The sequence below is a fragment of the Halomonas elongata genome, assembly GCF_029081005.1.
In the GTDB taxonomy this organism is placed as follows: Bacteria; Pseudomonadota; Gammaproteobacteria; order Pseudomonadales; family Halomonadaceae; genus Halomonas; species Halomonas elongata_B.
This window is the reverse complement of the sequence record NZ_JAJQTQ010000009.1, coordinates 99986-119006: the sequence shown is the minus strand read 5'-3', so window position 1 is coordinate 119006 and position 19021 is coordinate 99986. Positions and strand designations below refer to the sequence as shown.

16 protein-coding genes are annotated in these 19021 nt (G+C 65.8%); 3 read left to right on the top strand and 13 right to left on the bottom strand.

The genetic code is table 11. From position 1 onward, the window contains the following. Nucleotides 1–112: 112 nt before the first annotated feature. From trpB to LU493_RS08985, 3 genes are all read left to right on the top strand, one after another. A complete protein-coding gene (gene trpB, locus LU493_RS08995; protein WP_275287452.1) occupies nucleotides 113–1345 on the top strand; it encodes a tryptophan synthase subunit beta in 1233 nt (410 codons plus the stop codon). Beyond that, nucleotides 1345–2163, top strand: a complete 819-nt coding sequence (gene trpA, locus LU493_RS08990; protein WP_275287451.1) for a tryptophan synthase subunit alpha — start codon at nucleotides 1345–1347, stop codon at nucleotides 2161–2163. The genes trpB and trpA overlap by 1 nt, the downstream gene beginning before the upstream one ends. A 62-nt stretch (nucleotides 2164–2225) precedes the next feature. Further along, the gene (locus tag LU493_RS08985) at nucleotides 2226–2834 is read left to right on the top strand and encodes a hypothetical protein (RefSeq protein WP_275287450.1); all 609 of its coding nucleotides are present in this window, start codon (nucleotides 2226–2228) and stop codon (nucleotides 2832–2834) included. 197 nt (nucleotides 2835–3031) lie between these two features. Here the strand turns inward: LU493_RS08985 and ahpF are convergent, their stop codons facing one another. The 13 genes from ahpF to LU493_RS08920 all read right to left on the bottom strand — a co-directional run bounded on the left by ahpF (nucleotide 3032) and on the right by LU493_RS08920 (nucleotide 18986). Beyond that, nucleotides 3032–4588 carry an alkyl hydroperoxide reductase subunit F gene (gene ahpF, locus LU493_RS08980; protein WP_275287449.1) on the bottom strand — a complete coding sequence of 519 codons (1557 nt, stop codon included), beginning with the start codon at nucleotides 4586–4588 and terminating at the stop codon, nucleotides 3032–3034. Between the two features lie 140 nt (nucleotides 4589–4728). Next, nucleotides 4729–5292, bottom strand: coding sequence for an alkyl hydroperoxide reductase subunit C (gene ahpC, locus LU493_RS08975; RefSeq protein ID WP_275287448.1), 564 nt, complete (start codon nucleotides 5290–5292; stop codon nucleotides 4729–4731). Nucleotides 5293–5401: 109 nt separating this feature from the next. After that, entirely contained in the window at nucleotides 5402–6130 is a 729-nt protein-coding gene (locus tag LU493_RS08970; protein ID WP_275287473.1) for an RNA polymerase sigma factor FliA, read from the bottom strand. Nucleotides 6131–6155: 25 nt separating this feature from the next. Next, a complete protein-coding gene (locus tag LU493_RS08965) occupies nucleotides 6156–6548 on the bottom strand; it encodes a flagellar protein FlhE (protein ID WP_275287447.1) in 393 nt (130 codons plus the stop codon). A gap of 3 nt (nucleotides 6549–6551) precedes the next feature. Continuing rightward, a complete protein-coding gene (gene flhA, locus LU493_RS08960) occupies nucleotides 6552–8633 on the bottom strand; it encodes a flagellar biosynthesis protein FlhA (protein WP_275287446.1) in 2082 nt (693 codons plus the stop codon). Further along, nucleotides 8630–9793 carry a flagellar biosynthesis protein FlhB gene (gene flhB / locus LU493_RS08955; protein WP_275287445.1) on the bottom strand — a complete coding sequence of 388 codons (1164 nt, stop codon included), beginning with the start codon at nucleotides 9791–9793 and terminating at the stop codon, nucleotides 8630–8632. Before flhB ends, flhA begins: the two co-directional genes overlap by 4 nt. A 125-nt stretch (nucleotides 9794–9918) precedes the next feature. Continuing rightward, complete coding sequence (cheZ, locus tag LU493_RS08950) at nucleotides 9919–10605, bottom strand: protein phosphatase CheZ (protein ID WP_275287444.1); 687 nt, start codon at nucleotides 10603–10605, stop codon at nucleotides 9919–9921. A gap of 42 nt (nucleotides 10606–10647) precedes the next feature. Beyond that, nucleotides 10648–11037 (bottom strand): chemotaxis response regulator CheY, encoded by a 390-nt coding sequence (cheY, locus tag LU493_RS08945; RefSeq protein ID WP_275287443.1) that lies wholly within the window; start codon nucleotides 11035–11037, stop codon nucleotides 10648–10650. 76 nt (nucleotides 11038–11113) lie between these two features. Then, nucleotides 11114–12175 carry a protein-glutamate methylesterase/protein-glutamine glutaminase gene (locus tag LU493_RS08940; RefSeq protein ID WP_275287442.1) on the bottom strand — a complete coding sequence of 354 codons (1062 nt, stop codon included), beginning with the start codon at nucleotides 12173–12175 and terminating at the stop codon, nucleotides 11114–11116. Between the two features lie 244 nt (nucleotides 12176–12419). After that, on the bottom strand, nucleotides 12420–13286 hold the full coding sequence (locus LU493_RS08935; RefSeq protein WP_275287441.1) for a CheR family methyltransferase: 867 nt from the start codon (nucleotides 13284–13286) through the stop codon (nucleotides 12420–12422). Further along, the gene (locus tag LU493_RS08930; RefSeq protein WP_275287440.1) at nucleotides 13283–15463 is read right to left on the bottom strand and encodes a methyl-accepting chemotaxis protein; all 2181 of its coding nucleotides are present in this window, start codon (nucleotides 15461–15463) and stop codon (nucleotides 13283–13285) included. The genes LU493_RS08935 and LU493_RS08930 overlap by 4 nt, the downstream gene beginning before the upstream one ends. A gap of 85 nt (nucleotides 15464–15548) precedes the next feature. Beyond that, nucleotides 15549–17291: a methyl-accepting chemotaxis protein gene (locus LU493_RS08925; RefSeq protein ID WP_275287439.1), complete on the bottom strand. Its 1743-nt coding sequence runs from the start codon at nucleotides 17289–17291 to the stop codon at nucleotides 15549–15551. A 72-nt stretch (nucleotides 17292–17363) separates the two neighbouring features. Then, nucleotides 17364–18986, bottom strand: coding sequence for a methyl-accepting chemotaxis protein (locus tag LU493_RS08920; protein ID WP_275287438.1), 1623 nt, complete (start codon nucleotides 18984–18986; stop codon nucleotides 17364–17366). Between the last annotated feature and the right edge of the window lie 35 nt (nucleotides 18987–19021).

Below are 19021 nucleotides of genomic sequence, written 5' to 3'. Positions count from 1 at the left end.
CCCACTCCTGTCATGTCAGCTTTTCTCACATATTAGCGCACAAGAATCGATTTTCACCGCCTCGGCGGCCGACTAATCTCCGTACATCATCCGCCGCGAGAGAATGACTGCCATGGGCTTTCCCGCACAGAGGCTCGAATCGGTCCCCGATGCCAACGGCTGCTTCGGCCATTTCGGGGGGCGCTTCGTCGCCGAGACCCTGATGCCACTGACGCTCGACCTCGAGGCGCAATACGCGGCCGTGAAGGACAGCGCGTCCTTCCGTGCCGAGCTGGCCGCCTTGCAGCGAGACTTCGTCGGCCGACGAAGCCCCCTGTACTTCGCCGCACGCCTGACCGATCGCTTGAAGGGCGCGACAATCTACCTCAAGCGCGAAGACTTGATGCACACCGGTGCGCACAAGATCAACAACTGCCTGGGCCAGATGCTTCTCGCCCGGCACATGGGCAAGCAGCGGATCATCGCCGAAACCGGCGCCGGCATGCACGGCGTGGCAACCGCGACCGTGGCCGCACGCTTCGGGATGGACTGCACCATCTACATGGGCAGCGCCGATATCGATCGTCAGCACCCCAATGTCGAGCGCATGCAACTGCTCGGTGCCGAGGTCGTGCCGGTGTCCCACGGCACGGGCACCCTGAAGGACGCGATGAACGAGGCAATGCGCGACTGGGCCACGAACGTGGCCTCCACCTTCTATATCATCGGCACCGTGGCCGGTCCTCACCCGTACCCGACCCTGGTTCGGGACTTCCAGTCCATCATCGGCCAGGAGGTTCGCGAACAGGTGCTCGATCGGGAGGGACGGCTGCCCGACTCCCTGCTGGCCTGCATCGGAGGCGGCTCGAATGCCATGGGCCTCTTCCACCCCTTCCTGCAGGACCCCGACGTCCGCCTGATCGGCGTGGAAGCGGCCGGGCACGGCATGGCGACCGGCAGGCATGCCGCCAGCCTCCAGGGTGGCGTTCCCGGCGTGCTGCACGGCAACCGCACCTACCTGCTGCAATCCGAGGATGGGCAGATCGTCGATGCGCATTCCGTCTCGGCGGGGCTCGATTACCCGGGCATCGGCCCGGAGCATGCCTGGTTGCACGAGACGGGGCGCGGCGACTATGTCGCCATCACCGATGACGAGGCGATCGACGCCTTCCGGACCCTGTGCCACCTGGAGGGGATCATTCCGGCCCTGGAGTCCTCCCATGCCATTGCCCACGCCATCAAGCTGGCGCCGACATTGCCGAGCTCGCACATCATGGTGATCAACCTGAGCGGACGCGGCGACAAGGACATGACGACCGTCACACGTTATCTGGCAGACACGTCCACCAACCGAGGAGCCGCGTGATGGCATCACCCCGTCACCGCATCGCCCAGCGTTTCGACGAGCTCCAGGCCGCCGACCGCGCCGGACTCATCACCTTCATCAGCGCCGGCGACCCCGACTACGACACCAGCCTCGACATCCTGCGCGGCCTGCCGGCCGCCGGCGCCGACATCATCGAGCTGGGCATGCCGTTCAGCGACCCGATGGCCGACGGGCCGTCGATCCAGCAGGCCTCCCGGCGCGCCCTCAATGCCGGGCAGGACATGCACAAGACCCTGGCCATGGTCCGCGCCTTTCGCGAGCAGGACAGCGAGACGCCGCTGGTGCTGATGGGCTATTACAACCCCATCCATCGCATGGGCGTGGCGCGCTTCCTGGAACTGGCGTCCGACGCCGGTGTGGACGGGCTGATCGTGGTCGACCTGCCGCCGGAACATGATGAGGAGCTCCGCCACCCGGCACAGGCACACGGCCTGCACGTCATCCGCCTGGCCACGCCGACCACCGACGAGCGGCGCCTGCCACGAATATTGCAGGACGCCCCCGGGTTCCTCTACTACGTCTCCAGCACCGGCGTGACCGGCGCGACGGACGCCATGCCGGAACAGGTCGAGGCGCAATGGCGTCGAATCCGCCGGCAGATCGACCTGCCGATCGGTGTCGGTTTCGGTATCCGGACGCCCGATCAGGCACGCCGCATCGCCGGGTTTGCCGACGCCGTCGTGGTCGGGTCCGCACTGACCGACTGCCTCCAGCACGCCGAGTGCGCGGTCGAGGGCAAGCACGCCGTGCTGGAGCGGGTTCGAGCGCTGGCCGACGCCATCGCCGAAGCGCGCTGAGAGGCCGGACAGCCGGATGGGCATCATGCTAGCCTGCGCGGATCACGGTTCTGGAATGTCCCATGCGTCTCGTCACGATCCTCGCGAGCGGGCTGCTGCCGCTTGCCGCCCTGCTCGCCACGCCCGCCCCGGCCACCAGCTTCAACACCGGCGATGTCCAGGCCCATGGCAACTGGCACTCGCTGAGCCTGACCCTCGGCGAGGAACGCCATGTCCGTGCCATCGAACAACACAGCTACGCCGACAGCGTGCTCAGCGTCAACGCCACGCCCGGCGCCTGCGAACGCCCCTGGCTGGAAATACGCGTGGCGCTCGACGACGTCCAGGCCAGCAGCACCACCTGGGACCGGGTGCCGGTAGATGTACTGGTCGACCGCGACGATGTCCACAGCGGCGAGGCGGCCTTCATCACCGAACGCGGCGACGACGGCTTCTACGTGCGCCTGTCACTGCCGGAGACCGACGCCCTGCTCGACGACATGCGCCACGGCGAGACCCTGCGCCTGCGCATCCACCGGGCACCGGAGGACTACTGGTTCATGGTCTTCAGCCTGAACGGCGTCGACCAGGCACTCGTCCGCATGAACCGCCTGTGCGAAACATCGCCCTCAAGCCCAAAAGACAACGCCCCCGCCGGTAATCCGACGAGGGCGTCATCCGCCACGGGATGATGGCTTGGCCCAGGAGCACCCTCCTAGCCCGCAATAGCAATGGTGGGCGCCGGGGATAAGACGAAGCGAGGGTCATCCGCCATGGATGGCGGATGTAGCGCCCATGGAGGGGTTCACAGCGCCCTCGCGAAGGCTTGTCGACGGAAAAGCCCACCCCATCCATGCGGTTTGAAGATGGTTCTCAGAAATGTGTTTCTTCACTGACGAATCAGATAATCGAAAGCCCCCAGCGCCGCCCGCGAGCCTTCGCCCAGTGAGATGACGATCTGCTTGTAGGGCACGGTGGTCACGTCGCCGGCGGCGAAGATGCCCGGCACCGAGGTCATGCCACGCTCGTCGGTGACGATCTCGCCATGCGCGGACAGTTCGATGGGCGAGTCCTTGAGCCACTCGGTGTTCGGCACCAGGCCGATCTGCACGAAGACGCCTTCCAGCTCGATATCGCGGAGTTCGCCGCTGGCACGCTCTTCATAGGTGAGACCGGAAACCCGGGCCCCATCGCCATTGACCTGTGTCGTCCGCGCGCCCTTGATGATCTCGACATTGGGCAGGCTGGCGAGCTTCTTCTGCAGCACCTCGTCGGCACGCAGCTCGTCCATGAACTCGATCAGAATGACTTCCTTGACCAGGCCGGCCAGGTCGATGGCCGCCTCGACGCCGGAATTGCCGCCGCCGATCACCGCCACACGCTTGCCCTTGAACAGCGGGCCATCGCAGTGCGGGCAGTAGGCCACGCCCTTGTTGCGGTACTCGGCCTCGCCCGGCACGTTCATTTCGCGCCAGCGCGCGCCGGTGGCCAACACCAGCGTCTTGCTTTTCAGGCTCGCGCCCGAGGCGTAACGCACTTCATGTTCACCGCCCGGCTCGCTGGCGGGCACCAGCTCGACGGCCTGCTGCAGGTCCATGATGTCGACGTCGTACTGCTTGACGTGTTCCTCCAGCGCCGCGGCCAGCTTGGGCCCCTCGGTATAGGGCACCGAGATCAGGTTTTCGATGCCCAGGGTATCGAGCACCTGGCCGCCGAAGCGCTCGGCAGACACGCCGGTGCGAATGCCCTTGCGCGCCGCATAGACCGCCGCCGAGGCGCCGGCCGGACCACCGCCCACCGTCAGCAGGTCGAAGGTCGGCATGGCGTTGAGCTTCTCGGCCTGGCGTTCCTCGGCGCCGGTATCCACCTTGGCCAGGATCTGCTCGAGGCTCATGCGGCCCTGGTCGAAAGGCTCGCCATTGAGGAAGATCCCGGGGACCGACATCACTTCACGCGCATCGACCTCGTCCTTGAACAGGGCGCCGTCGATGGCCACGTGGCTGATGCCGGGGTTGAGGACCGCCATCAGATTGAGCGCCTGCACCACGTCCGGGCAGTTCTGGCAGGACTGCGAGAAATAGGTCTCGAAGTGCAGGCCACCGGGCAGCGCCTTGATCTGCTCGACCGTTTCGTCGCTCGCCTTGGGCGGATGGCCGCCCACCTGCAGCAGTGCCAGGACCAGAGAGGTGAACTCGTGGCCCATGGGAATCCCGGCGAACACCACGCCGGTGGACTCCCCTTCACGGTGCAGGGCGAAGGACGGCGCACGGGCGTCGTCACCGTCCTCGCGCAGCGTGATCTTGTCGCTCAGGCCCGCGACCTCTTTCAACAGGGTGTGCAGCTCTCGGGACTTGTCGCCGTCATCGAGGGTGGCGACGATCTCGAACGGCCGCGTGACCTTCTGGAGATAAGCATTGAGCTGTGATTTCAGATTGTCGTCCAACATGACGGCGATATCCTCGTCGCGGATCATCAAGACGCAACTCGCCCCTCACGCTCGCAGGGGCGGCGCGTCCTGCATGAAATTCGGCTGAGAGAAGCCCGGGCGACGCCCGGGCTCATCAGGAAGGTGTCGGCAGTACTTGCTTAGATCTTGCCGACCAGATCCAGGGAAGGAGCCAGCGTCTCTTCGCCTTCTTCCCACTTGGCCGGGCAGACCTCGTTGGGGTTGGCGCGCACGTACTGAGCGGCCTTGACCTTGCGCAGCAGCTCTTCGGCGTTACGGCCGATGTTGCCGGCGTTCAGCTCGACGATCTGGATCTTGCCGTCGGGATCGACCACGAAGGTGCCACGGTCGGCGACGCCGTCTTCCTCGATCAGCACGTCGAAGTTGCGAGACACGACGTGAGTCGGGTCGGCCAGCATCGGGTACTGGAGCTTGCCGATGGTCTCGGAGCTGTCGTGCCAGGCCTTGTGAGTGAAGTGGGTGTCGGTGGAGACGCTGTAGATTTCCACGCCCAGCTTCTTGAACTCTTCGTAGTTGTCGGCCAGATCACCGAGTTCGGTGGGGCAGACAAAAGTGAAGTCGGCCGGGTAGAAGAAGAAGATGCTCCACTGTCCCTTCAGGCTCTCATCGGTGACGTCGATGAATTCGCCGTTGTGATAGGCGGTGCCCTTGAACGGCTTGACTTCGGTATTGAGCAGTGACATCGATGATGCTCCTTGCTGTCGTGGATGTAAGGGATAAGACGGCGCCTAGGTTATCTACCAAGGTCGCATAGGGTAAATTGAACGTGCTGATCCAGCCGATAGGCCTTCCCTAAGAGTCGTCCGCCCCCGATGGCGCCGTCTCCCTGAGGCGCCCGCGCAGACGGCCCACGGCCTGGCTGTGCAGCTGGCAGACCCGCGACTCGGTAACGCCCAGCACGGCGCCGATCTCCTTGAGGTTGAGCTCTTCCTGATAGTAGAGCGCCATCAACAGTTTCTCGCGCTCCGGCAACGCCTCGATAGCCGCCACCAGGCGGCCACGACGCTCCTCGTCGACCAGCAGCGAAAACGGCGTCTCGCCCGTTTCGTTGTCCCTCAGGCGCCCCTCGCCACCCTCGGCTATCAGTTCCTCGAAGGGCAACAGCTGACCGCTGTTGGTGTCGCTGAGCAGGCGACGATAGGCGGCGATGTCCATGTCCAGCGCTTCGGCAATCTCGGTCTCTTCCGGCGGTCGCCCCAGGGACTGCTCCAGACGCCGGGCCGCCTCGTCGGCGGCCCGCGCCCCACGACGCACACTGCGCGGCAGCCAGTCGCGACTACGCAGCTCGTCCAGCATGGCACCGCGAATGCGCTGGCTGGCGAAGGTCGAGAAACTCGCCCCCTGGGCGGCATCGAAGCGCCCGAGGGCCTCGAGCAGGCCTTCGGTGCCGGCCTGGATCAGGTCGTCGAGCTCGATGCTCGCCGGCAACCGGACCTGCAACGCCAATGCCTGGCGGCGTACCAGGGGCAGGTACTCCTCCAGCAGGTCGCGTTGTTCGATCTTGCCTTGTGCTGTGTACATGCTCATGCCTCGCGGCTCGTCGACCTCACCGATAGTTCACGATCACCTGCAGCCCCTCCACGGTCAGAGGAGACTGCCCCGCCTTCAGCGCGAAGCGGAACCGCAACGGGTCATCGGCCGCCAATCCTGCCAATGCCCGTGTCATGCCACGCTGGCCGGACAGGGGCACGCACCCCTCGGGGTGGCAGAGACGCACCGTCACGGCACTGCCCGGTGGCAACCGAAACCGCCAGCGCACCTCGTCGATGACCCGGCCGGTCGCCGCCTGCCCGCCCGCCGTCAGCGGCGCGCCGACGGTTTCCCGATCGACCAGGCTGACGCGCAGCCGCGCTTCCCGATCCATCCAGCTGCCGGCGGCCAGCGTCATGCCGCTCACCACCACCAGCAGGAGCGGCCATGCCCACCGATGGCGTCTCATCACTTACTGCCCACCCACCAGGGTCGTGACCCTCAGGGTGCGATCATCGGGAATCTCGGCCTGGGACATCACCGCCAGATGGCGCATGCGCCGGCGCAGGAAACGCGCCAGCACGGCGCGCAGTCCGTGCTGCACGACCAGGACCGGCGGCTCGCCGCTGGCCTCGTGCCGTGCCAGGGCCTGCTCGGCCTGCTCCATGAGGGTTTCGGCCAGGCCCGGCTCCAGGGCACCGCTGCCGTTCATCGCCTGGTTCAGCACCTGTTCGAGCTGGCCGTCCAGGCCGATGACGTTGAGGGTGTCGTGCCCAGCGAACCACTGCTGGGTGATGGCACGCCCCAGGGCCAGGCGTACCGCGGCCGTCAGTTCGCCCGGGTCCTGCTGCTGAGGTGCGTGCTCCGCCAAGGTGTCGAGGATGGTGCGCAGGTCGCGGATCGAGACATCTTCCTCCAGCAGGTTCTGCAGGATGCGCTGCAGGACGGTCAGCGAAATGGCCTTGGGTACCACCTCTTCCACCAGTCCCTTCTGGTCCTCGCCGAGCTTGTCGAGCAGCTTCTGGACTTCCTGGCGACCCAGCATCTCGGCGGCATGGCGATGCAGCAGGTGGTTGAGGTGCGTCGCCACCACCGTGCTGGCATCGACCACCGTATAGCCGTACACCTGGGCATGTTCGCGCTGCTCGGTATCGATCCACACCGCCGGCAGGCCGAAGGCCGGATCCTTGGTCGAGGTGCCTTCCAGCTCGCCGGACACCTGGCCGGGATCGATGGCCAGCCAGCGCCCGGGGTAGGCCTCGGCACGGCCGATCTCGGCGTCCTTGAGCGTCAATCGATAGGCATTGGGCGACAGTTCCAGGTTGTCGCGGATATGCACCACCGGCGGCAGGAAGCCGACTTCCTGGGCGAACTTCTTGCGCACGCTCTTGATGCGTCCGAGCAACTCGCCCTGTTGCTGGGCATCCACCAGGGGAATCAGGCGGTGCCCCACTTCCAGCCCCAGGGTGTCGACCAGTTGCACATCGTCCCAGCTGGCCTCGGGGGATTCCGGCGCGGGCGGCGGCGCCTCCTGGGTCTGCTCCTCGACCAGGCGACGCTCCTTCTCGCGCATCACCCACCAGGCGAGGCCACCGAGCAGGGCGGTGAAGATCAGAAACACCAGGTTGGGCATGCCCGGCACCAGGCCGAGCAGCCCCAGGACACCGGCGGCCAGCACCATCACCTGGGGCTTGACGAAGAGCTGGCCGATCATCTGCTGGCCGACATCCTGGTCGGTGTTGACCCGAGAGACGGTGACACCGGCCGCAGTGGAGATCACCAGAGCGGGAATCTGCGCCACCAGGCCGTCGCCGATGGTCAGCAGCACATAGGTGTGTCCGGCGCTGCCGAAGTCCATGTCATGCTGGAGCATGCCGATCAGCAAGCCGCCGATGATATTGACCACCATGATCACCAGGCCGGCCATGGCATCGCCGCGCACGAACTTGCTGGCGCCGTCCATGGAGCCGTAGAAATCGGCTTCCTGGGAGATCTCGGCGCGGCGCTGGCGGGCATCGTCCTCGCCGATCAGGCCGGCATTGAGATCGGCATCGATGGCCATCTGCTTGCCCGGCATGGCGTCGAGCATGAAGCGGGCGCCCACCTCGGCGATGCGTCCCGCCCCCTTGGTGATGACCATGAAGTTGATGATCACCAGGATCGCGAATACCACCAGGCCGACGGCGAAGTTGCCGCCCACCAGGAACTGGCCGAAGGCCTCGATGACCTTGCCCGCCGCGTCGCCGCCCTGGTGGCCTTCCATCAGCACCACCCGGGTGGAGGCCACGTTGAGCGACAGCCGCAACAGGGTGGTGAACAGCAGCACTGCCGGGAAGGCGGCGAAATCCAGCGGCTTCTGGGTGAACATGCTGACCAGCAGCACCATCACGGCCAGGGCGATATTGAAAGTGAACAGCAGATCCAGCACGAAGGGCGGCAGCGGCAGGATCATCATCGCCAGGATCATGAGGATCAACAGCGGGCCGGCCAGCACCTTCATGGGCACGTCGGCCATCCAGTTGCGTCGCGGCAGGTATTGGCTCCAGGCCTTCATCCTCGTGCCTCGTTCGTTGCGTCGCGGTCCGGCGCCTCCATGGCGGCCGGCACCGACAGGTTCTCGGGGGTCGGGGGCGCCTCGCCGCCTTCGGCGGCGGCCCGTTTCAGGCCAAAGGCCCAGGCCAGCACCTCCGCCACCGCGGTGTAGAGAGCGGCGGGAATCTCCGCCTCGAGATCGACATGGTGATAAAGCGAACGCGCCAGCGGGGGCGCCTCCAGCAGCGGCACGCCCGCTTCCTCGCCCAGCTCACGAATGCGCGCAGCGACGGCATCGGCCCCCTTGGCCACTACCCTGGGCGCGGCCATGCCGGTCTCCTCGTAGGTCAGGGCCACGGCATAGTGAGTGGGGTTGGTGACGATCACATCGGCCTCGGGGACCTGGCTCATCATCCGACCGCGGGCCATCGCCTGCTGCTGCTGGCGTATGCGGCCCTTGACCTGCGGATCGCCTTCGGACTCCTTGTGCTCGCGCTTGACCTCGTCCTTGGTCATGCGCAGCTGCTTGGCGTGGCTCCATAACTGGTAAGGCACGTCGATCAGGATCACCACCAGCAGGGTCAGCACCATCAGCCCGCAGGCCTCCGCCGCCATGCTCATGGCACGGGCCAGTGCCTGATGGATCGGCTGGCTCATCAGTGCCATGAGCTCGCCGCGATGCAGATAGAGATAGGCCATGCCCACACTGCCGACAAGCACCGCCTTGGCGATGGCCTTGGAAAGCTCCACCAGCGCCTGGGTGCCGAACATCCGCTTGAGGCCCTTGAACGGATTGAGCTTGGACGCCTGGGGCTTGAGCGACTTGGCGGAAATCAGCCAGCCGCCCAGCAAGGCCGGCGCCACCAGGGCCACCACCGTCAGCAACAGAAACAGCGGCAACAGGCTGATCAGGGTCCGACGCCCCAGCATCAGGGCCTCGGCCAGCATCGGCGAGGTTTCCATAGCCTGGCGCCGATCGAACAGGAAAGCCTGCTCCATCACACCGCCGACCTGGTCATAGAGGGTGCCACCCATGGTGGCCAGTCCCAGCACGCCGGCCAGCAACAGCATGAAGGTCGCCAGCTCGCGGGAACGGGCCACCTGGCCTTCCTCGCGCGCCTTCTCCAGCCGTCGCGGTGTCGCGTCTTCGGTCTTTTCGTCGTCGCTGCTATCGTCGGCCATGGCCAGTTACCGGGCACTCCTGCGCACCCTGGCCATTATCCGGGGATCGGGGAAGGAACGGTCACTCGAAAAGGGCCGATTTTCGTGGGCTTATCCACGTGTCTCGGCCGCTTGCCATCGATGGCCTAGAAACCCAGCTGGTCCAGCAGGTCATCCACCTGATCCTGGTCGGCCACGATATCCTCGCCCTCCGACTTGACCTGCGGACCATTGAGCAATTCATCCTGACGGCGCCGCGTGTCGCTTTCGCGCTGGTCATCGGCGCGTCGCTGCATGTCCTCGCGCGCCTCGCCCTGGGGCACGCTATCGATCAGGACCTGCACGAGCTGATGTTCGATCTCGCGGATCACATCCATCATCTTCTTGATCACCTGGCCGGTCAGGTCCTGGAAGTCCTGCGCCATCATGATCTCGAGCAGCTCCTTGCCGGTAGCCTGGGTCATGTCCGGCACTTGGCCCAGATAGGAGCGCGTGTCCTGGACCAGCTCACGGGCCTCGTCGAGTTCCTTGGGCTCGGCGAACCACTCGGCCCAGCGCGCATCGAGCTGTCGAGCCTGGTCGCTCAACCGGTCCTGCATCGGCTGGGCGCGATCGATGGCGTTGAGGGCGCGTTCCGCCGCCTGCTCGGTCATGACCGCCACGTAACTCAGTCGATCACGCGCGTCGGGGATCGCCTCCGCCGCGCGCTCGATCTCCTTGTCCAGCCCCAGCTCTCGCATGCTGTCGCGCAGCATGCGGGTCAGGTGGCCAATCCGCAGGACCAGTTCGTCGCTATTGGCCTGGGGATTCTCGGACTGATTCTCCGTGCTCATCATCGCCTCTCCTGGTGGTCGGGCCCGGAGCCCGACGCGGTGTCACATGCCCAACTTTTCGAAGATCTTATTGAGCTTTTCTTCCAGGGTCGCCGCGGTGAAGGGTTTGACCACATAGCCGCTGGCACCGGCCTGGGCCGCCGCGATGATGTTCTCCTTCTTCGCCTCCGCCGTGACCATCAGCACCGGAAGCTCCTTGAGCGCCTCGTCCTCGCGAATCTGCTTGAGCATCTCCAGGCCGTCGAGGTTGGGCATGTTCCAGTCGGAGACCACGAACTCAAAGTTGCCCGCCCGAAGCTTGTTCAGGGCGTCCTGGCCATCCTCGGCCTCCTCCACATTGGTGAAGTCGAGCTCCTTGAGCAGGCTGCGCACGATGCGCCGCATGGTCGGAAAATCATCCACCACCAGGATGCTCATGTTCTTGTCCGCCATCGGGGGTCCTCTATCTCATTGGGTATCAGGCAAGCGGCCGGCGACGCCGACCCTTCAAGCTTTATCCGAAAACTGACTACACTCGCTGGCTCCGGCCGGCAGCGGCGACCCGCTTGAGCAACCGGGCGGCCATATCATCGAGGCCGACCACTTCCTCGGCGGCGCCGAGGGCGATGGCCTCGCGCGGCATGCCGAAGACCACGCAGCTGGCTTCGTCCTGGGCCAGGGTGGCGCCGCCCGCCCGGCGCATCTCCAGCAGCCCGGCGGCGCCATCCTTGCCCATGCCGGTGAGCAACACGCCGATGGCGTTGCGCCCCGCCTGATCCGCCGCCGAGCGAAACAGCACATCCACCGAGGGTCGATGGCGGTTGACCGGCGGTCCGTCATCCAGGCGCGCCACATAGTTGGCGCCATTGCGCACCAGCTTCAGGTGGACATCGCCAGGCGCGACATAGGCATGCCCCGGCAGGATGCGCTCGCCATCCCGTGCCTCCTTGACCGAGATCCGGCAGATCCGGTCCAGACGCTCGGCGAAGGAGCGCGTGAAGCCACCGGGCATGTGCTGGGTGATCAGGACCGCCGGACCATTGGCTGGCATGGGTTCCAGCACGCTGCGTATCGCCTCGGTCCCCCCGGTGGAGGCGCCGATGATGAGCAGTTTCTCGCTCGACACCATGGGCGCTTCCAGCGCCCTGGGCGCCGGAGTGTCTCGCTTCCGCGCGCGCCTTGGCCGAGAGCGCGCCGCCGCGCGAAGCTTTTCGGTGATCTCCTCGGCATAGGCCTTCATGCCGCTGCGAATGCCGAGCGACGGCTTGGCCACGAAATCCAGGGCACCCAGCTCCAGCGCCCGCAGGGTGACCTCCGAACCGGCCTGGGTCAGCGAGGAGACCATCAGTACCGGCATGGGGCGCAGGCGCATCAACCGCTCGAGAAAGTCCAGGCCGTCCATGCGCGGCATCTCGACATCCAGGGTCAGCACATCGGGGTTGTGTTGCTTGATCAGATCCCGCGCCACCAGAGGGTCGGGAGCCATGGCCACCACCTCCATATCGGGCTGTTCGTTGATGATCTCGCTCAGCAGGTCGCGTATCAGCGCCGAATCGTCGACGCACAGCACCTTGATCCGGGGTGCACTCAAGAGTCTCTCCTTCACTGGGTGACCGACGCGTCCCTGTCGACGCCACCAGCCATGCCCGGGTTATCGGCCAGTATCCACCTGACTTTAGGGAAACACTGCTTAAATGCCTGCGCATGCAAATCGCTTCGTTGCGCGGTGCTCGAAAGCTCGCCTAACCCCTCGTTATGTCTCGCTTTCTGTGCTCCGGGCGCCTTGCGCTTCACTATGCTCGGCTATTTATTCAGCGTTTCCTTAGGGTCCATCATTAGCGCGGGCGACGGACATAGACGGTCTGGCCACGCAGCCGGAAGGTGTCGGTGATATAGGAAAAATTCTCCGAGTGTCCGGCGAACAGCAGACCGTCCGGCTTGAGCAGGGGAGCGAAACGCTCGAGGATCCGCGCCTGGGTCGGCTTGTCGAAATAGATCATCACGTTGCGACAGAAGATCGCATCGAAAGGCCCCTCGACGGGCCAGGAGGGTGCCAGCAGATTGAGCGGCAGGAAGCGCACCATCGACTTCAGCTCCGGCCGGACCCTCGCCAGCCCCTCGTGCCGCCCACGCCCCCGCTGGAAATACCGCTTGACCCGCGCGTCGTCGAGCTTGCGAATCTGGTCCAGGGCATAGACGCCGGCCTCGGCACGATCCAGGGCCTCGGTGTCGATATCGGAGGCCAGCACCTCGACGTTCGAGGTGCGACCGTCGAGCGCCTCGTCCAGCGTCATGGCAATGGAATAGGCCTCTTCGCCGGTGGAAGCCGCCGCACTCCAGACACGCAGTGCCCCCCGCCGCTGACGCGCATGCTGCGCCAGCAACGGAAAGTGGTGAGCCTCGCGGAAGAAGGCCGTGAGGTTGGTGGTCAGGGCATTGGTGAAGGCCTCCCACTCAGAGGACTCCGTCCGCCTCTCGAGACGCGCCAGATAATCGGCGAAGCGCACCAAGCCATGGTGGCGCAAGCGCTTGGCCAGCCGGCTGTAGACCATCTCCCGCTTGTGTTCGGCCAGCACGATACCGGCACGCTGATAGATCAGGTGCCGAATCCGGGCGAAATCGGCATCGGTCAGCTCGAGATCACGCTCGACACCCGCCCACTCCCCGAAATCGGGGGTGGGCGTTTCACGGGACAGGGTCAAAACGATTCCCACTCCTCGGTCGTCGCAGGCGATGCCTGGCGCTCACGGCGCGGCGTTTCCTCCGCCGGCTCATCGGCGGGCGCCGAAGCCGGCGTGGTCTCGGTGGCGGACGATGCCTCGCGCCGGGTGCGTGACGGGATCGTCTCCATGCCCGCGCCGCGCAGCCGGAAGGCCGAGGCGGCATGCGTCAGCCCCTTGGCCTGGCGATCGAGCTCGGCGGATGCCTGGGCCGAGGACTGCACCCGGGCGGCATTCCGCTGGGTCACCTGGTCCATTTCCACGACGGCCTGATTGATCTGGCCGATACCGTTGTTCTGTTCCTCGGACGCGGCGGTGATCTCGCCCATGATGTCGTTGACCCGGGTCGAGGCTTCCATCACCTCGCCCAGAGACGCCTCGGCGCGTTGCACCAGTGCCGCGCCACCCTCCACTTGCTGCGAGGAGCCGTCGATCAGCGCCTTGATCTCCTGAGCCGCCGAGGCGGAACGACCGGCCAGGTTGCGCACCTCCCCGGCGACCACCGCGAAGCCGCGGCCCTGCTCGCCGGCACGCGCCGCCTCGACGGAGGCATTGAGCGCCAGGATGTTGGTCTGGAAGGCGATGCTGTCGATGACATCGATGATCTCGGTCATCTTGCGCGAGCCATCGGTGATCTCGCCCATGGTCGTGACCAGTTGCTGCATCAGTTCGCCCGCCTCGCGGGTGCGAGAGGCGTTGTCCGAGGCCAGGCCGCTGGCCTGACGGGCATTGTCGGCGTTGTGGCCCACCGTGGTAGTCATTTCCTCCATGCTGGAGGCGGTCTGCTGCAGCGAAGCGGCCTGCTGCTCGGTGCGCGCCGACAGCTCCTCGTTGCCGGAAGCGATATCGCGAGCGGCCGGCGCGACCCGCTCAATCCCGGCATTCACGTCGGCAACGATGCTGCCCAGGCTCTTGCGCATCAGGTCCAGCGCGTCCAGTAGTCGGCCGAGCTCGTCGCGCTGACGGCTCGGGGATTCCGCGGCCAGGTTCCCCGAGGCGACCTGCAGGGTGAAAGCCTCGGCATCGCGCAACGGCCGCAGCAGGGAGCGCAGGATCAACCCGCCCAGCACGCAGAGCACCAGCAGGCCGACCGCCAGGGTGCCCGCCAGGATCATCAACTTGCGCTGCTGGGCCTCTCGTGCCTCGGTGGCCAGGGTCACCGCCGCCTCGCGCTTGCCCTCGATCAGGGTGTTGATCTGATTGGACAGCTCGCGACCCCACTCACGCATCTGCTCGGCGTGCGATGGCAGGTCGGCGAAGACCCGGAAATTGTCCTCGCTGCCCAGCAGATCAAGGGCCGGCTCCACACCTTCACCGGTATAGGTCGCCAAGCTTTCGCCGAAGGCATCGGCTCGGTCGCCGTGATTGAGGTCGCGTTCCCGATAGGTCGTCCACAGTGAATCCAGTGAAGCCTCGATGCCCTCGAGCCGCTCGATCAGCGTATCCCGGTTCTCGAGCAGCTCCACCGGCGCGCTGCTGGTCAGCATCTGGTGGCTGCGCGTCACTTGCTGATCGATCTGCTGCAGGCGGGCCACGTCCTGGAGGCCATCGCGGTCCAGTGCCTCCAGACGCCCATCGGCACGGTCCAGCCCCCACATGCCGATCCCGCCGCTGGTCAGCAGCAGCGCGCCGGCCACCAGGATCATGCCGATGACCTTGGCACGCATGCTGCGTACGTTGAGACGCCCCAGCCAACCGCTCAGCCCCTTGCGCCTGAGCTGGCCATGGTCGAGCGCGTAACCGGTCGAACGCCCCTCGTTCATCCGCGCATAGACCGACTCGGCACGCTCCACCTCGGCGTTCGACGGCTTGGTGCGCATCGACACGAAGCCCACCGCCTTGCCGTTCTCGAGAATCGGCGAGACGCTGGAGCTGACCCAGTAGTGATCGCCATCCTTGCGGCGGTTCTTGATCACGCCCCGCCAGCGACGACCGGCCTTCAGGGTGCGCCACAGATCCTCGAAGGCCGCCGGCGGCATATCGGGATGACGCACCAGGTTGTGCGGCGAACCGATCAGTTCATCGTGCTCGAAGCCGCTCACCTCCACGAAGGCCGGGTTGGCATAGGTGATGCGCCCCTTGAGATCGGTGCGGGAGATCAGAAAATGATCGTCCTGCAGGACGTACTCTCGTTGCGTGACGGGTTGATTGTTGCGCATATGGTCTCCCCACGGCGGCGCGAGGCCGCTACCGATGGCATTGTTATCGATCGGCGCCGGCCCGGTGGCCGGCGCAGCCTGCCCTTCAGAAGGATTCCCACTCCTCGTCGCGGCCCGTGTCGCGGGCCTTGCTCGAGGCGTTGGCTTCCTTGTCGGCCTGCTCTCGACCCGCCGGCATCAGCGCCGGCATCCAGCGCGCCAGGTCGCTGGTGTCATTCCCGTCGGCCGACTCGCTGACCGTTCGCACGGTCGCGGCGTCCTCGCGCAGACGAAAGCGCTGGGTGGCCTCGCGCAGGCGCCCGCTCTCGGATTCGAGCTGCGTCGCGGCACTGGCGGCCTGCTGGACCAGCTCGGCATTCTGCTGCGTGACCTGATCCATCTGGGTCACGGCCTCGTTGACCTGGGAAATGCCGTTGCTCTGCTCGGTGGAAGCGGCGGCGATCTCGTCCATGATGTCGCTGACCCGCTGGACGGACTGGACCACCTCGGTCATGGTCCGGCCGGCCTGGTCGACGCTGCCGGTGCCGGCATCCACCTGCTTGACCGAAGCCTCGATCAGCTCGCGAATCTCGCTGGCGGCGGAAGCCGAACGACTGGCCAGGTTGCGAACCTCCTGGGCCACCACGGCGAAACCACGACCGTGCTCGCCGGCACGGGCCGCCTCCACCGAGGCATTGAGCGCCAGGATGTTGGTCTGGAAGGCGATGGAATCGATGGTGCCGATGATCTCGGCGACACGATGGGAGCCACGGCTGATCTCGTGCATGGTCGTGACGACCTCGCCCACCACCTGGCCACCCTGCTCGGCGGTGCGCGATGCCTCGGCGGCCAGCTGGCTGGCCTGCTGGGCGTTCTCGGCGTTCTGCCCCACCGTGGAGGACAGTTCCTCCATGCTCGATGCCGTCTCCTCCAGGGAAGCGGCCTGCTGCTCGGTGCGCGACGAGAGGTCGTTGTTGCCGCTCGCAATGCTCTGGGTGCCCTGGTGGATCGAATCGCTGCTGGCACGCACGGTACCCACCGTCCGGGCCAGGCCGGCCTGCATCTGGCCGAGCGAGCTGTACAGGCGACCGATCTCGTTGTTGCCCCGGGTCGGGATGTCCTGGGAGAGATCCCCCTGCTCCATGCGCTCGAAATAGCCGACCAGCCGGCCGAGCGGGCGCACGACATTGGCGGTCACGCCCCAGAGCACCAGGATGATGGTAAGCACCGCGATCACCAGCACCACCACCATGGCGATCTCCAGCACCTTGACCAGGTCGAAGAAGTCGTCGTACAGGGCGGCGCCGTTCTTCTCGGCGGTGGAGAAGAAGACGACGGCGTCGTCATAGAATTGCCGGGTGAGTTGGTCCACGTCGGCCAACTGATTGGAGAAGGCCTCGGCGCTGCCATCCAGCAGAGCTTGCTGCTGGGGACGCAGCCCCTCGTTCATCAGCGCCTCGAAGCTTTCCCTGACCGACTCGATACGCGGCTGTTGTCCTTCCTGACGGGGCAGTGCCAGGAATTCCTGGAAGGTCGACTCGACCTCGTCGAAGGTCTCGGTCAGCGCCGCGGCATCGGCCTTCACCTCTTCGCGATCCTCCGGCCAGACGGCCTGCGACAGCCTGGCCTGGAGGTTGCGAAGCTCCATCTGGGCGAACAGCATCTGCGAATTGGTGCGATTGAGCGTCGACTGCTGATCGACGTTGACCTCGTTGAGCGTGCGCAGCGAATCCTCGCTGTAGCGTACGGTGTAGAGGCCGAGGGCACTCAACACCAGCACCAGTGCGGCAAACACCGCCAACACCAGACTCCAGCTGACCCGAACGGTCATGTTATCGAGAAGCTTCACGTCTCTCTCCTGTCATCGGGCGATTCATCGCCGCCCGGTTGTTCCAACGGTCTTGCATCATTCGGTTCCCTTTCAGCAGGTTTCGGCCGGCTCGGGCGCGCTGGCCCGGCGCGAGGTGCCCTCGGCATCCGGCACGCCGCGCTCGCCCCGTTCGACGGCGATCCGAAAGCGCGCCACTCGCTCGCGCAGGTGCTGGCTGCGTTCCACCAGTCGCCGGGATGCATCGGTATGGCCTTCCACCAGGCCGGCGTTCTGCTGCGTCATCTGATCCATCTGGGTGACCGCCTCGCCGACCTGCTCGATGCCCTGGCTCTGCTCCTGGGTGGCCGTCGAAATCTCGCCGACCAGGGCGGTGAGCTGCTGGATATCGGCCGCGATGCCGGCGATGATCTCGTCGGTCTCCTTGACCCGCCGGGTACCCTCGACGACCTTGCCGTCGGAGCGCTCGATCAATGTCTTGATCTCGCGGGTCGCCGATGCCGAGCGGCTGGCGAGCTGCCTCACCTCTTCGGCCACCACCGCGAAGCCGCGACCGTGCTCGCCAGCACGGGCCGCCTCCACCGAGGCGTTGAGCGCCAGGATGTTGGTCTGGAAGGCGATGGAATCGATGGTGTCGACGATGCCGTTCATCTGAGTGGCGCTGTCGTTGATCTCGTTGATCGCGGCCACCACCTCTTCCATGGCCGACCGTCCACGCGCCGCGTTCGAGGCGGTCTCGCCGGACAAGGTGCGGGCCTGCTCGGCATGCTCGGCGTTGTGACGCACCGTGGTGGTCAGCTCTTCCATGCTCGACGCCGTCTCGCTCAGCGCCGAGGCCTGCTGTTCGGTGCGCGTGGCCAGCTCGTCGTTGCCGGCATCGATCTCGTCGACCACGCCACCCACGTCGTCGACGTCCCGGCGGATATCCCCGATGGTGGTGCTCAAGGCACGACGCATACGCTCGATATCGAACAGCAGGCTGCCCTGATCGCCCTCACGCAACCGCACCTCGCGGGAGAGATCGCCGTCGGCGATGGAGCGCGCCACGTCCACGGCGTAGCGGGGATCGCCCCCCAGCCCTCGCGTGATGCCCCGGATCACCAGCAGCATCATCAGGCTGACCGGCACGCCGATGACTAGCAGCGCCAGCAGGCTACGGCTCAGCGAGGCGATGAAGGCGGCATTGATATCGTCGATGTAGACCCCGGTGCCGACGATCCAGCCCCAGTCAGCGAAGCGCGCATGGTAGGAGGATTTCGGCGCCGGCTCGTCGCCTTCCTCATGGGCCCAGAGGTAATCGACGACACCATCGTCCTCGGCCACATCCTCGAGGAACTCGCGGAACAGGTAACGCCCCTCGACGTTCTGGAAATCGGCGACGGAGGTGCCCTCCGGCAGGCGCGGATGGCTGAGCAACGCCAGATCGTCGTTGAAGACATAGATATAGCCACGCCCCTCGTCGTAGCTCATCCCCTTGATGATCTCGGCGGCACGCTGCCTGGCCTGTTCGATGCTGATCTCGCCGGCCTCGGCCCGCGTGGCCTGCTCCTCGATCACGCTCACCGCCAGGTCGACATAGACTTCGAGTCCCGCGCGACGCTCGTCGAGCATGGTCTCGCGGTTCTCCCAGGCTCCCCAGCCCACCATCAACAGCATGGCCAGCCAGATGAGTCCCAGGGAGGCCCACAGTTTTTGTGTCGTTGTCAGTCGGCGCATAGCTCCCCCACGAAAATCTTGTCGTTATCGGCCGG